Consider the following 13,474-nt stretch of genomic DNA (forward strand, 5'->3'; position numbering starts at 1 on the left):
AAAGGCGCGCCGCTAGCTGTCTTCCGCCAGGGGGCCGTAAAGTATCAATACGGGTGCGGTTGTTTCCAGCTTTCGCAGCAGCTCAGGCAACGCGCCCAAGGTTTCGCGCCGCAGGGTCTGTTCAGGTGTGGAAACACCGCTAGCCAAAAGCGTCGGCGTCTCTGGGGACAGCCCATGCGCCAATAGCTTTTCGGCAAGCTCTGCAAACGTGCGTTTGCCCATATAAACAACTGTTGTGGCCTCAGGGTCTGCAAGGGCCGCCATATTGAGCTGCTCTGGCAAGGCCCCGGTCACGCTGTGGCCGGTAATGTATTGCAGCCGTCGCGCGGTCATACGTCGGGTCAGCGGGATATTGGCTGCCGCCGCCGCCGCTGATGCTGCGGTGACGCCGGGGATGATTTCAAATTCAATGCCAGCTTCCCGCAGCGCAGTGATCTCTTCCTCAAGGCGGCCAAATATACCAGCATCGCCTGATTTCAGCCGCACCACCCGCGCGCCGGTCTGGGCGTAATCAACCAACAAACGGCTTACGTGGTTTTGCTTGGGCGAGGGGCGTCCTGCGCGTTTGCCCACACCAATCAGATCCGCTTCGGGGTTTGCGTGATCCAGGATCGGGCCTGAGGACAGATCATCAAACAAGATGGCATCAGCAGTTTCCAACCGCTTTACTGCTTTTACGGTCAAAAGCTCAGGATCCCCTGGCCCAGACGACACAAATGAGACAAAGCCGGTCATGGAACTTCCCCGGTGATCAAGTGGAAGAAGGTGCCAGTGACATTGCCCTTAACCGATCCGGTTTCCGGCACAGGGTTGCCATCTGCATCAAAAACATTCGCCAGCGGCGCGTCTGGTTCATCCAAAATAGTGGAATAATGGAATTCATGCCCACGCAACGCGGCCTGGCTTGCAAAGCCGGGCATCGGATTTTGCAACACGGCGCGACGGTAGCCAAGGTGGAACTTGCGCTTTTCATAAGACGTCACAAGCCCCAGTAAGCCCGCCATCTGGTGGCGGTTGCCTTCTTTGTCAATCAAGGCCTCGCCAAGCGCCATATAGCCGCCGCACTCACCATGCACGGGCTTGGTTTCGGCGTGTTTTTGCAGCCCCGTGCGGAAGGTATGAGCCGCAGCAAGCTGTCCGCCATGCAGCTCCGGATAGCCGCCTGGCAACCAGACAAGATCTGCATCCGCTGCTGGTGCTTCATCTGCAAGTGGGGAAAAGGGCAGGATCTCGGCTCCGGCCTTGCGCCAACCTTCCAGAAGATGTGGATAGGTAAAGGAAAACGCCGCATCACGGGCCAGGGCGATACGCTGCGCTGGGGGCGTTGGCAGCGGGGCCGCCGCGGCCTCCGGGCCTGTGAGGGCAGCCGCTTTGATGGCCTCAAGGTCCACATGGGCGCGTAGAAATTCTGCATAGCCCGAGATGGCGTTTTCCAGATCCGGATGTTCAACCGCCTGGATCAGGCCAAGATGGCGTTCGGGCAATGCCAGATCGCCACGCCGGGGCAGGGACCCAAGTACTTTGACGCCAGCGCGCTCCATGCCCAAACGAGTCAGGCGCTCATGGCGGGGGCTTGCAACCCGGTTCAAAATCACACCTGCAAATGGCAGATCCGGTTCATAGGATTTAAAACCCAATGCTGTGGCTGCTGCAGATTGCGCCTGCCCGCCCACATCAATCACCAACACAACCGGCCAGCCCATGCGTTTGGCCGTTTCCGCCGATGATCCAAACCCGGTCTGCCCCTGTGTGGCGACACCATCAAACAGGCCCATTGAACCTTCGGCGACGCAGATATCTGCACCCTGCGCCTGATGAGAGATCGCGTTGAGCAATGTGTCATCCATCGCCCAGGTATCAAGGTTGAAAGACGCGCGTTTTGCCGCCGCCAGATGGAAGGCGGGATCGATATAATCCGGGCCGCTTTTGAAGGGCTGAACTTTCAACCCGTCCTCAGCAAGCGCGCGCAGCAAGCCCAGCATCACGGTGGTTTTTCCGGTGCCCGAGGATGGCGCGGAAATCAGAATACCTTTTGCCATCATTCAGTTCCTTCCGGGAAACGGGGATCGGTGCCAACTGGCCGGTAACGGCGATCATAGTCGCCTGCATACAGGCAGCTTTCGTCGAAATCATCTGCACCAATCGCACGGCCCACCAAGATCAGCGCGGTGCGGCCACGTTCGCCGTCAGTGGCTTCAATCAAGGTTTCAAGCGTTGCTTTTACAATGCGCTGGTCGGGCCAGGTGGCGCGCCAGATCACGGCAACAGGACAGTCCGCGCCGTAATGCGGGGCGAGACGGTCAACCACATCGTCGAGCACATGCACGCTCAGATGGATGGCCAGGGTGGCACCTGTTTTGGCAAAGTTTTCAAGCGTTTCACCTTCGGGCATCGCTGAGGCGCGCCCTGATGTGCGGGTGAGTATCAGCGATTGTGCCACGCCTGGCAGCGTGAGCTCTGATCCCAGTGCAGCCGCCGCGGCAGCAAAGGATGGCACGCCGGGGGTCACGTCATAAGGGATGTTTGCAGCCCGTAAGCGGCGCAGCTGTTCCCCCATCGCGGACCAGACTGAAAGGTCACCCGAGTGAAGCCGGGCAACATCCAGACCCGCGGCATCGGCCGCTTTGATTTCAGCAATAATTTCATCCAGCGACAATGGTGCGGTGTTCACAATCCGCGCGCCCTCAGGGCAGTGCTGCAGAAGGGCCTCAGGCACCAGAGACCCGGCATACAGGCAGACGGGGCACGATGCGATCAGATCTCGGCCGCGCAGGGTGATTAGATCTGCGGCGCCGGGGCCCGCTCCGATAAAATGAACGGTCATTGGGTGTGAACCTCCGCTAGGGCCGCAGTGGCAGATCCATCTGCGGTGATATATCTGGGGCAGATCAGCCTGGCTGATCCATACTGGCGCGCGGCGGCAATGGCCAGCGCTTCGGCAACGGATCCGGTGCCAAATCGCGCGTAGACCCGTGTGGATTGGGTCTGGGTTTTGATGCCTTTGATGTCGGCCTCATTGAGAGCAACAACAGGTATGTCTGATGAGGGCGCAAAGCGTGCAAAGCCTGCGACCTGCGCTTTGGTTTCAAGCACAGCGATCTGATCCACATCCGTGCCCAGCTGCGCAAGCGCATCCGCCAAAGCTGCGGGTGTAACTGATCTGCGAAAGCCAAGCCCTGCGATCTTCATCGGCTGATGCTCCATTGGATCACCGGACGCGCCCGGTCCCAGCCGCGCATGCTCCCAAGGGGCGCAACTTCGGCGATTTCTGCCTTCAACAGATGGCCGCCATGGCGCGCATGGGCTTGCATCAAGAGGGTTTCTGTTTCCAACGTCACCCCATTTGCAACAATGCGGCTGCCTTCGGGCAGCATTTCCCAAAGCGTTTCCAAAAGGGTTTCAGAGCCGCCGCCGCCAATAAACACGCAATCCGGCATGGGGTGGCCTGTCAGGCAATTCGGTGCTTTGCCATGCACCGGCAGAATGCGATGAGACAGGCCAAAGGCGGCAGCATTTGCGGTGATGTTTTTCAGTCGATCTTCGCGTGGCTCAAACGTCATTGCGCGCGCGCCGCGTGCAGCAAGACACCACTCCACCGAGATCGAGCCAGAGCCGCCGCCAATATCCCACAAAAGCTCACCGGGGCGAGGTGCCAGCGCCGAAAGGGTCAATGCGCGAATGGGGCGTTTGGTGATCTGCCCGTCGCTTTGAAACAGATCATCCGCGAGGCCCGAAGCCTGTGGCAGGCCGGCCCCTCCGGCACAATCAATCGCTGCAATAACCGGTGCGGTGATGTCGTCTAGCGCAAAACTTTCGGCAGTGGCCGTGCGCAGCCGTTCACGCGGGCCACCCAGCGCTTCGGCAAGGATCAGACGGGATGCGCCAAACCCCTGCGTGGTGAGCCAGGCGGCAAGTTCGCGTGGGGCATCCCCATCGCGAAGCGTGCAGATCACGCGCGTGCCCTTTGATAGGATTGGACGCAGGCGTTCAAATGGGGCGGCATGCAGACCAAGCGTAAGTGTCTCTTCGAGCTTCCAGCCCAGACGGTTGGCCAAAAGCGAGGCAGTGGACGGAGCGGGGTGAGAGAGCCACTCATCAGGGTTCAGATCCCGCATCAATGACCCGCCTGCGCCATGCCAGAAGGGGTCTCCTGATGCGAGCACAACAACCCTGCGGCCACGTTCTGCAAGTACAGGTGTGGTCGAAAATGGCACCGGCCACGCGCGCCCACGCGCGCCTGCTTGCACAAGATCCAGATGGCGTGGCCCGCCAAATATAAGCTCAGCCTCAGCAAGCGTTTTGCGGCTTGCATCTGACAGCCCGGCCAGTCCATCTTCGCCAAGACCAATTACAGTCAACCAAGGGTTCGTGAGAGGATCAGACATGGCAAAGGTTCTCCTCCTGGGGGGCACAACGGAAGCCTCGCAACTGGCGCGCGCCCTGGTCAATCACTGGCTTGGAGCCGGGCGTCAGGCGGTGTTTTCCTATGCGGGCCGAACCGAGCGCCCGGCACCGCAACCTTTGCCCCAGCGGCTTGGTGGGTTTGGTGGTGTGGCGGGGCTGATGGAATACATCACGCGCGAGGGCATCACCCATGTGGTGGATGCCACCCATCCCTTTGCCGAGCAGATGAGCCGAAATGCCATTGCGGCCTGCGCTGGTACGGGTGTCGCGCTGACGGCGCTGCAGCGTCCCGCATGGCGGGCAGAGGCCGGGGATCAATGGATTCACGTGAAGGATATGGACGGCGCGGTTGCGGCCCTGCCAGAGCACGGATCGCGGGTGTTTCTGGCCATTGGCAAACAGAACCTTGCAACCTTTGCCAGCAAATCCCGCAATCATTATCTGTTGCGACTGGTGGATCCGCCCAAGGATGCGCTTCCGTTGCCAAACACGTCTGTTGTGATTGCACGCGGCCCGTTTGATGCAACGGGTGACAAGGCGCTTATGGCCGAGCATGGCATCACCCATGTGGTGGCCAAAAACGCGGGTGGCAGTGGCGCCGAGGCCAAGCTGATTGCCGCGCGCGCGCTGGGCATACCGGTCATTATGATCGACCGGCCCCAACTGCCCGAGCGCGCGATCTGCAGCAGCGCAGAAGAAGTGCTGGCCTGGCTTCATTCGGCGTAGCGCGGCGTATACACATGCGGGCCAATGCGACGGGTATCGCGGTTGCCCACAATCACCATGGTGCGCATGTCCGCCATCTCGGGCGTTGCTTCGCCCAAAGTGACAGTTGTGATGTTCTGCGTTGGCTTGGTCACGTCGCGTGCAAAGCTGATCAGCGTGTCACGACCGCAGGCGTCGCGCAGGATCTCCAATGCACGTTCAAACTGATGTGGGCGTGATTTGGAGCGCGGGTTGTAAAACGCCATCGCAAAGCCTGCTTCACCAGCTGCGCGCAGGCGTGTTTCAATCAGGTCCCAGGGTTTCAGGTTGTCGCTGAGGTTGATGGCGGCAAAATCATGGCCCAAAGGCGCGCCAAGCTGCGCTGCCGCTGCAAGCATCGCGGTGATGCCGGGCAGCACACGAATATCGAGATCAAGCCATTCAGCCGGACCATTTTCCAGCGCTTCAAACACCGCAGAGGCCATGGCAAAAACACCGGGATCACCTGATGACACCACCACCACGCGTTTGCCTTCTGTTGCCATCTGCAGAGCATGGCTGGCGCGATCCACTTCAACGCGGTTGTCGCTGGCGTGTAGGGTGAGCCCCGCGCGCGGCTCGATACGTTTTACGTAGGGGATATATCCAACCACATCTGTCGCATCTGCCAAAGCTGCGCGCACTTCATCTGTGACCAATGTTTCATCACCCGGGCCGAGGCCCGCAATTACCACCCAGCCCTGCGTCATGGTCTGCGCCCCTGTCCGTGGATCAGTACAATTGAGAAATAGGGCACATCTCCGGTCAGCTCAGACAGCTTATGCACCTGTTGCTGCGCCATGGTGCCATGCTGAACAATCCACGCGTCCTCAATGCGGCCTGCGCGCTCTAGGGCGCGGCGCAGTTTTGGCAGGTTGCGCCCGATTTTCATCACCACCAAAGCATCGGTGTTCTGAGCGCGGGTCGCCAGTTCATCCTCATCCAAAGTGGCCATCAAAACGGTCAGCACGTCATCACCCCAGGTGATCGGCTGGCCCGAGGCAGTCCAGCACCCGGACATGCCGGTGATGCCGGGGATGATCTCCATCTCTACCCGGTCGGTGAGGCGGGTATACAGATGCATGAAAGAGCCATAAAGGAAGGGGTCACCTTCACACAGCACCACAACATCGTCTGACTGTGTAAGTTCAGCCAGCGTATCTGCCCATTGGTCATAGAAGGTGGACAGAAGCCGGTTATATTCCGGATCGCTGAAATGGATCTCGGTCGTGACCGGGTACTCCATTGCGTGTTCAACCACAGCCGCAGGCAGCAGCCCGTCAACAAGGTTGCGTGCTTGCCCCTTGCGCCCGGCTTTGCGGAAATAGGCCACATTCCGCGCGCCTTCAATCGCACGCAGAGACCGTACACTCATCAAATCGGGATCCCCGGGACCAAGCCCGGCGCAGATCACTTTACCCATGGTTCAGCTTCCAGTCATTCTTTCCAGCTGGCCAGCGCATTCACCGCAGCAACGGTGATGGCTGATCCGCCTAGGCGCCCTTTTACGATCATCGAAGGCACTGGCAAGTCCTCCATTAGGGCATCTTTGGATTCCATCGCGCCAACAAAGCCCACCGGGCAGCCAATAATCGCCGCCGGGCGTGGGCAGTTGGGATCTTTGAGCATGTTCAAAAGATGAAACAGTGCAGTGGGCGCATTGCCGATGGCCACCAGTGCGCCCTCGAGCTTTGGACGCCATAGTTCCAACGCGGCCGCGGATCTGGTGTTGCCCATTTCCTTGGCCATATCAGGCACGCGTGTGTCACGTAGGGTGCAGATCACCTCATTGTCTGCAGGCAGGCGTGGACGGGTGATGCCTTCGCTCACCATATATGCATCACATAGGATCGGCGCACCTTTGGCGAGGGCTGCGCGTGCAACCTCGGCCATGCCCTCAGAAAACCGGATGTGCTCTTCAAGCCCAACCATGCCAGCTGCATGGATCATGCGCACTGCGACGCTTTCTTCGTCTTTGTTGAAGCGGGCGAGATCTGCCTCAGCTCGGATTGTTGCAAAGCTTTCGGCGTAGATTTTTGCGCCATTGGTTTCGTAGGTGTGGAGCATGGCTGCCCTTTCTCAGGGTGCGGAATTCAAGGTCTTGGCAAGCGCATCTGCGCTGAGACCGGGTGTCAGGGGCTGATCATTGGCTGAGCCATTGGTGATCAGATCGAATGTGTCAGCGCTGCGAGCGACCAAGGTGATATCTGCAGCTTTTGGATGGGCGCAGCCTTTGGCGCAACCAGATACATGTAATGTGAGCCCGGCGGGAACATGTGTCGCAAGCTGTCCTGCCAAAGCGCGGGTTTGCGCATGCGCCTGCAGGCAACCGGGCGCGCCGGTGCAGGCGATCACATGCAGGCGTGGATCCCCTGCGTCAAGGATCAGGCCGGGCAGCGCGGGTATCTCTGTAGTGCTTTCCAGCAGAAACATGCGCCACGGGGTGAGGCGGATTGCGCCAAACTCTGCCAGATCTGTAAGGGTGCGTGCGGGGATCTGGCCGAACTCCAGTGCAACCAACTGTCCGTTTTCGGCTGGACCGGGCAGGGGGGCAATGGAGTTTTGAACCCGGTTGGCGACAAAGGTTTCGGGCTGCGTGCGGCGCGCAATGAGCTGGTGCATCCGGCCACGACCGTTGGGCGCGCCGCCTTGCTCCAGAAACCAGCGCGCCAGTTCAACGGCCGCGTCGGCTGCGTTTTCTTCGGTGATGGGCTGGCCGTTTTCTGCGCCATCGGCAACCAGAATGAGACCCTGCGCGCCGCGCTCGATACGGATATCTGCGGCGCTTTGTTGTAAAACAGGTGTCCCACCCGCGTCGATTGCAAATCCAAATTTTCCGGGCAAGACAAGATCTTCGGCCTTGGCAAGCGCGTTTCTCAGACGATGGGCGATACGATGCGAGGCATCATCTTTCTGCCAGAACGGCGTCATGATAATATTGCGTCGCGCTTCGCTTGCGGTGGTTTCATCGACAAGGTCCAGATCGCGTAGGCCGTCAATGAGCGCTGCGTGATTGCTGGCGTCGATGCCGCGCATTTGCAGATTTGCCCGCGCAGAAAGATCCAGCAGACCATTGCCAAACCGATCTGACAGGCTGGCAACACCGCGCATCTGATCTTGTGAAAGGCGCCCAAACGGGGCACGGATACGCACCACAAGCCCATCACCCGACGCCATCGGGCGCAAGGCCCCCGGGCACCAGCCATAGACTTTGGGGGTATCTGTACCCGGCGAACTCATTCAGCGGCCTCCAATTGCGACATGATAGAGTTTCGTCGTGTCTGCCACAATCCCGCATCATGGAGCGCGCGGAAGCGATCTCGCATAGCCTGAAGCGCTGCTGGATTGGCCTGTTCCATGAATTTGACCAGATCGTCGCGCCCCAATGTGGCATCAAAATAAAGGTCAAACAGATGCGCAGGCACCGCCTGAGCCAAATGCGCAAATGCCGCCATATGATCCAGTGTTGCTGCAATTTCGGCCGCGCCCCGGAAATCATGCGCCATCATCGACGTGATCCAGTCGGGATTTGCCGCGCGGGCACGGGTAACGCGGGCAATCTCTTCGCTGAGTGCACGGGCCTGTGGCTTGTCAAACTTGGTGGCGTCCATGTGATAAAGCGCCGGTGCGTTTTGTCCGAGTCGCGCCATGGCAGCGGCAAAACCAGCCTCGTGGGCGGCATAGTCTGAGGCCACCAGAACATCGGTTTCCGGCAGATCCTGCAAATGCACAAAGCTGTCGGCGGATTTCAAGCGCAGCTCAAGCGCGTCGCGGGCGTCGTGAATGTCGCCTTTGGCATCAATCGCATGTGAAGAGGCGGCAAGCCAAGCTTCACCCGCCGCGGCGCGTGCAGCTGGTGAATAGTCATCCAGATGCGCTCCCATGGAGAGGCCATATTGGCCAGGGCGGGGGCCGAAAACACGTGGTGTTTGGGTGAGGTAGGGATTGTCAGTGTTGCTTTCTTCACGGTTTGCTAACGCGGCCGCGGCGGTTTCAAACATCTGCGCCAACCCTGGAAAAACATCGCGAAACAGGCCGGAAACCCGCAAGGTCACATCAATGCGGGGGCGTCCCAGCAACGCAAGCGGGATCACTTCAAAGCCTGAAACCCGCTCAGATCCATCGTCCCATTTGGGCGCAAGCCCTGCCAGATGCAGCGCCATAGCAAATTCTTCGCCGGCGGTGCGCATAGTGGCCGAGCCCCAGAGATCAATCACCAGACCCTTGGGCCAGTCGCCATGATCTTGCAGGTGGCGGCGCAGCAGCTCTTCCGCCAATTTGACCCCTTGCGCCTGCGCCGCGCGCGACGGCACCGCGCGTGGATCGGTGGTAAAGAGGTTGCGCCCCGTGGGCAAAACATCAGCCCGCCCACGATAGGGCGATCCCGATGGGCCGGGTGCAACCAGCGCGCCGTTCAAGGCTTTGATCAGCCCCGCGCGTTCATTGTCGCCGCATTCACCCCTGCCAAATATGTGGAGACCCTCGCCATATTGGCTTTCTTTGATATCACAGACAAAACTGTCGATCCGGGTGATTGCCTCTGCGGCTGAACTGTCGGTGGTCAGTCCCAGATCTGCCTCAACACCGGTGCCTTGTGCCTCGGCGCGGATATCATCGATCAATCGATCCCGGCGCGCAGGGTCCAGCCCATCTGCGGTGGAGTATTCATCCAACAGGCTTTCCAACCGTCCCATACCTTCGGGCAGCTTGGTCTGTGCAAGCGGCGGCGGCAGGTGACCGATGGTGACACCGGCAATGCGGCGTTTGGCCTGTGCGGCTTCGCCTGGGTCATTGACAATAAAGGGATAGATCACGGGCAGCTTGCCAATCAGCGCCTCGGGCCAGCATTCATCTGATAGGGCAACCGCTTTGCCGGGCAACCATTCCAATGTGCCGTGGGCACCGATGTGTACCACCGCATCGACCTCAGACTGCAGCCAGAGATAAAACGCCACATAGGCGTGACGCGGGGTGCGGTCGAGATCGTGGTAATCATCGACGCGGCTTTTGACTTCGCCGCGTTCGGGCTGCAGCGCCAGTATTGCATTGCCAGCCTTCAGCGCGCGAAAGCGAAAAGAGGTGCCATCACAATCCGGGTCTTCGCCCGGTTCGCCCCATGCAGCCGCAAGATCATCGCGCAGGCTTTGCGGTAGCTTCTCAAGAGCAGAGATATACTGCGCAAGGGGCAGCTCGATGGTGTCTTCCATCAAGCGCAGACCCGCGTGTTCAAGACCGTCTACCGCATAGCCTTGTGCTGCAAGTGTTTCGAGAATGGTGTCACAGGACGCGAGGGCATCCAAACCGACCGCATGGGCCAGATTGTGATCGCGCCCCGGATAGGTCGAAACCACCAGCGCCAGATGTTTGTCGTGATTGGGTTTTCCTGCCAATGCGAGCTGGCCGGTGATGCGGTCGACCACGGCGCGAATACGATCCGGGTGCGCACGGTGGGCAAAGCGCGAATATTGCAGGTCAGGATCCTGTTTGCCCGGTGCTTTGAAACTGATGACGCCAGCAAAGATACGTCCATCAACTTCGGGCAGCACCACATGCATGGCCAGATCCGCCGGAGACAGGCCGCGATCTGCACCCGCCCAATCCTTGCGCCGAGCGGTCGAAAGCGCGACCTGAAACACCGGACATCCCGTGGTTGAGAGCGGTGATGCGCTGCCATCGCGCCCCTGCGCGGAAAATGCAGTTGCATTGACAATGGCCACTGGCGCAAGCGCTGGCAGTGTCTGGTGCAGCCATGTGGTTGCCGCAGGTGTTTTAAGGCTTGGCGCAAAGGCGCCAAAGGCCGCATAACCACGGGCGCGGAACTCTGCGATCAATGCTTCCACTGGTGCGGTATCGGCAGATGTTAGATAGGAGCGGTAGAATGTAACCAGAACCAATGGTTTGCCCGCGGGGTCAGGACAGTCCACCACGCCAAGATCGGGATCGTAAAATCCCTGCTCCGGCATGGATTTGGCACCTCTCACTGGGCCTGCATACAGACCAGCAGCCAATGAAAACTGTGCCAGCGCCGCCTGTGCCGCCACCGCGCCACCAGCATCACAAAGATGCTGCAGGCGTCGTAGGGTCGAAACGGGCAGAGTGGAAAGCTCATCAAGGCGGGGATCTTCACGCCCATCTGCCGGCAGGATCGCCAGCGCAATACCCTTGCGCCGGGCCAGATCCTGCAAAGTGGCCAGCCCATAGGACCAGTAGCTTTCCCCACCAATGAGGCGCACCAGAATACCCTTTGCACCTTCAAGCGTCTGTTCCGCATAGACATCAACCGAAAGCGGATGTTTCAGCGCCACCAGATTGGCCAGTCGTAAAGAGGGCAGGCTGCCCTCTTTTTGGTGTTCAGCACGCCGCCATCCGGCGGCAAAAGCGCCAAGATCGCTGTCTGAAAATGACAAAACAATCAGATCCGCAGGCGTTTGCCCCAGATCTTGTGGAGTGTCACTTTCTTCTAATCCGTGGCTTTCGCGGAAGACGACATGCATTGTGGTTTACGCCCCTAGATCAGCGTGAATGCCAGCAATGTCGATATTGTCATGCTCTGCAATCACCACCAATTGGGTTTTGCGGTCTTGTGCGCCCCAGGGTTGATCATATTGCGCACGCAGACGCTCGCCCACAGCTTGAACCAGCATCCGCATCGGTTTTCCTTCAACAGCAACATAGCCTTTGACGCGCAGGATTTTGCGCTCCCGAGCCATCTTCACAATACGATCTTGCAGGTCTTCCGGATCTGATACTTCGCCCATTTCGACCACAATGCTCTCAAAATCGTCATGGCTGTGATCATGATGGTGATCATGGTCATGGTCATGGTCATGGTCATGGTCATGGTCGTGATGATGATGGTGGTGCTCATGTTGCGACGGGCGTGCTTCAAGATCATCTTCGGCAGCGGCTTCAATGCCAAGCACCACGCGCGGATCAATAACGCCTTCGGTCATTGCAAGAATGGGCAATTCACGCGGGGCTTCGTTTTCAATCACCTTGCGCGCAGCGGCGACGCCATCTTCGCCCGCCAGATCCGCTTTTGACAGCAAGATGATATCGGCGCAGGAGATCTGATCCTTGAAAAGCTCAGACAGCGGCGTTTCGTGATCAATGCCTTCATCGGCTTCACGCTGGGCTTGAACCGCGTCCAGATCGGTTGCGAACTGGCCTTTTGCAACGGCTTCAGCATCCGCCAGCGCAATCACACCATCAACGGTTATACGCGAACGGATCGCGGGCCAGTCAAAGGCTTTGAGCAGCGGTTTCGGCAGCGCCAGGCCCGAGGTTTCAATAACGATATGTTCTGGTGCATCGGGCAACGCCATCAGGCTTTCGATGGTGGGAATGAAATCATCCGCAACCGTGCAGCAGATACAGCCGTTGGCAAGTTCCATGATGTTTTCGGCCGGGCAGTTTTCATCCGCGCAGGATTTCAGGATGTCGCCATCCACGCCTGCAGTGCCAAACTCGTTCACCACAACCGCCAGACGCTTGCCTTGCGGGTTTTGCATCAGATGGCGGATCAAGGTGGTTTTGCCTGCGCCAAGAAAGCCGGTGACAACGGTAACGGGAATTTTGTTCAAGGTGGTCATGAATCAGGCCTCAGGACGTTTGATCGGGGGAATACGGGCAATGGTCTGTTTGCGAAAGCTCTGAGGGCGTTGACGCCAGGGCACCAGGCCATCGGTGGTTTCTGTATAGGCTTTGAGACCATCAAGAATCTCTTCGAGATGAGTGTTGGGGTCCATATCGCCATAAATATATGTCCAGCGCTCAGAACCGCCGCTTAGCACCATGGCGCAACCACGGCCGCAGGCAGACAGGCATTCAACCCCCTGTATCGCAACACCTGCGGGAAGGTCTGCGCCATTGAGCTTGTCCAAAAGGCGGGCACCGGGGCGCGGGGCCTCGGGGTCAACACCTTCACGGCGACACGTTGTACAGACGGTCAGCGTGACCTCAGAAAGTTTCACATTTTCAACCATCTACACTTCATTCCCTACAGTTCTATTTCGGTGTTCGGATAAACAGGGGGAGCCAGCGGGACAGCGTGAACAGCTGTCCGGAACCGGTTGCAGATCACCCCGTCTGCCCGTTGTATGCTGCTGGCAGGTCTCCCGGCTTCCAGATGTTGCCTAGTGGCATTGACTTCCAACCTTCCCGGGCTCGGCCCAGTGGTGTACGGAAATCTCATCCGGTCACGGTCGCGGGGGCGGCTGCTTTGGGGCTCAAAGCCCATCACATTCCCTCTTCACCCGGAAGATCCCGGGAACCAACATAAATCCCTTGCGCTATTGGGGGCTTCCTTGTCAAGACATGGCTCAAT

13 protein-coding genes and 1 riboswitch are annotated in these 13,474 nt (G+C 59.0%); of the genes, 1 reads left to right on the forward strand and 12 read right to left on the reverse strand.

Annotated elements, in window-relative coordinates; genetic code table 11:
* Positions 1–12: 12 nt before the first annotated feature.
* The 5 genes from cobA to cbiE are packed head-to-tail and all read right to left on the reverse strand — an operon-like array spanning position 13 to position 4,385.
* A complete protein-coding gene (gene cobA / locus GG681_RS11165; protein WP_153548096.1) occupies positions 13–735 on the reverse strand; it encodes a uroporphyrinogen-III C-methyltransferase in 723 nt (240 codons plus the stop codon).
* The gene (locus tag GG681_RS11170; RefSeq protein WP_408057664.1) at positions 732–2,039 is read right to left on the reverse strand and encodes a cobyrinate a,c-diamide synthase; all 1,308 of its coding nucleotides are present in this window, start codon (positions 2,037–2,039) and stop codon (positions 732–734) included. The genes cobA and GG681_RS11170 overlap by 4 nt, the downstream gene beginning before the upstream one ends.
* Positions 2,039–2,824, reverse strand: coding sequence for a precorrin-4 C(11)-methyltransferase (gene cobM, locus GG681_RS11175; protein ID WP_153548098.1), 786 nt, complete (start codon positions 2,822–2,824; stop codon positions 2,039–2,041). The genes GG681_RS11170 and cobM overlap by 1 nt, the downstream gene beginning before the upstream one ends.
* The gene (locus GG681_RS11180) at positions 2,821–3,189 is read right to left on the reverse strand and encodes a cobalamin biosynthesis protein (protein WP_153548317.1); all 369 of its coding nucleotides are present in this window, start codon (positions 3,187–3,189) and stop codon (positions 2,821–2,823) included. The genes cobM and GG681_RS11180 overlap by 4 nt, the downstream gene beginning before the upstream one ends.
* Entirely contained in the window at positions 3,186–4,385 is a 1,200-nt protein-coding gene (cbiE, locus tag GG681_RS11185) for a precorrin-6y C5,15-methyltransferase (decarboxylating) subunit CbiE (protein WP_153548099.1), read from the reverse strand. The genes GG681_RS11180 and cbiE overlap by 4 nt, the downstream gene beginning before the upstream one ends.
* Here cbiE and GG681_RS11190 point away from each other — a divergent pair.
* Positions 4,384–5,130 carry a cobalt-precorrin-6A reductase gene (locus GG681_RS11190; RefSeq protein ID WP_153548100.1) on the forward strand — a complete coding sequence of 249 codons (747 nt, stop codon included), beginning with the start codon at positions 4,384–4,386 and terminating at the stop codon, positions 5,128–5,130. The genes cbiE and GG681_RS11190 overlap by 2 nt on opposite strands.
* On the opposite strand, the gene cobJ is transcribed toward GG681_RS11190, so the two are convergent.
* Genes cobJ through GG681_RS11225 form a run of 7 tightly spaced genes read right to left on the reverse strand, consistent with a single transcriptional unit; the run spans position 5,118 to position 13,133 of the window.
* Positions 5,118–5,858: a precorrin-3B C(17)-methyltransferase gene (cobJ, locus tag GG681_RS11195; protein ID WP_153548101.1), complete on the reverse strand. Its 741-nt coding sequence runs from the start codon at positions 5,856–5,858 to the stop codon at positions 5,118–5,120. The genes GG681_RS11190 and cobJ overlap by 13 nt on opposite strands.
* Positions 5,855–6,571 carry a precorrin-2 C(20)-methyltransferase gene (cobI, locus tag GG681_RS11200; RefSeq protein ID WP_153548102.1) on the reverse strand — a complete coding sequence of 239 codons (717 nt, stop codon included), beginning with the start codon at positions 6,569–6,571 and terminating at the stop codon, positions 5,855–5,857. Before cobI ends, cobJ begins: the two co-directional genes overlap by 4 nt.
* A gap of 14 nt (positions 6,572–6,585) precedes the next feature.
* Positions 6,586–7,215: a precorrin-8X methylmutase gene (locus GG681_RS11205; RefSeq protein WP_153548103.1), complete on the reverse strand. Its 630-nt coding sequence runs from the start codon at positions 7,213–7,215 to the stop codon at positions 6,586–6,588.
* 12 nt (positions 7,216–7,227) lie between these two features.
* The gene (gene cobG / locus GG681_RS11210) at positions 7,228–8,388 is read right to left on the reverse strand and encodes a precorrin-3B synthase (protein WP_153548104.1); all 1,161 of its coding nucleotides are present in this window, start codon (positions 8,386–8,388) and stop codon (positions 7,228–7,230) included.
* The gene (gene cobN, locus GG681_RS11215) at positions 8,385–11,642 is read right to left on the reverse strand and encodes a cobaltochelatase subunit CobN (protein ID WP_153548105.1); all 3,258 of its coding nucleotides are present in this window, start codon (positions 11,640–11,642) and stop codon (positions 8,385–8,387) included. Before cobN ends, cobG begins: the two co-directional genes overlap by 4 nt.
* Before the next feature lie 6 nt (positions 11,643–11,648).
* Positions 11,649–12,740 carry a cobalamin biosynthesis protein CobW gene (gene cobW / locus GG681_RS11220; protein WP_153548106.1) on the reverse strand — a complete coding sequence of 364 codons (1,092 nt, stop codon included), beginning with the start codon at positions 12,738–12,740 and terminating at the stop codon, positions 11,649–11,651.
* A 3-nt stretch (positions 12,741–12,743) separates the two neighbouring features.
* Positions 12,744–13,133 carry a DUF1636 family protein gene (locus GG681_RS11225; RefSeq protein WP_153548107.1) on the reverse strand — a complete coding sequence of 130 codons (390 nt, stop codon included), beginning with the start codon at positions 13,131–13,133 and terminating at the stop codon, positions 12,744–12,746.
* A 105-nt stretch (positions 13,134–13,238) separates the two neighbouring features.
* Positions 13,239–13,440: riboswitch (cobalamin riboswitch) on the reverse strand.
* Positions 13,441–13,474 lie beyond the last annotated feature (34 nt).

The sequence above is a fragment of the Tritonibacter aquimaris genome, from assembly GCF_009617595.1.
GTDB lineage: Bacteria > Pseudomonadota > Alphaproteobacteria > Rhodobacterales > Rhodobacteraceae > Epibacterium > Epibacterium aquimaris.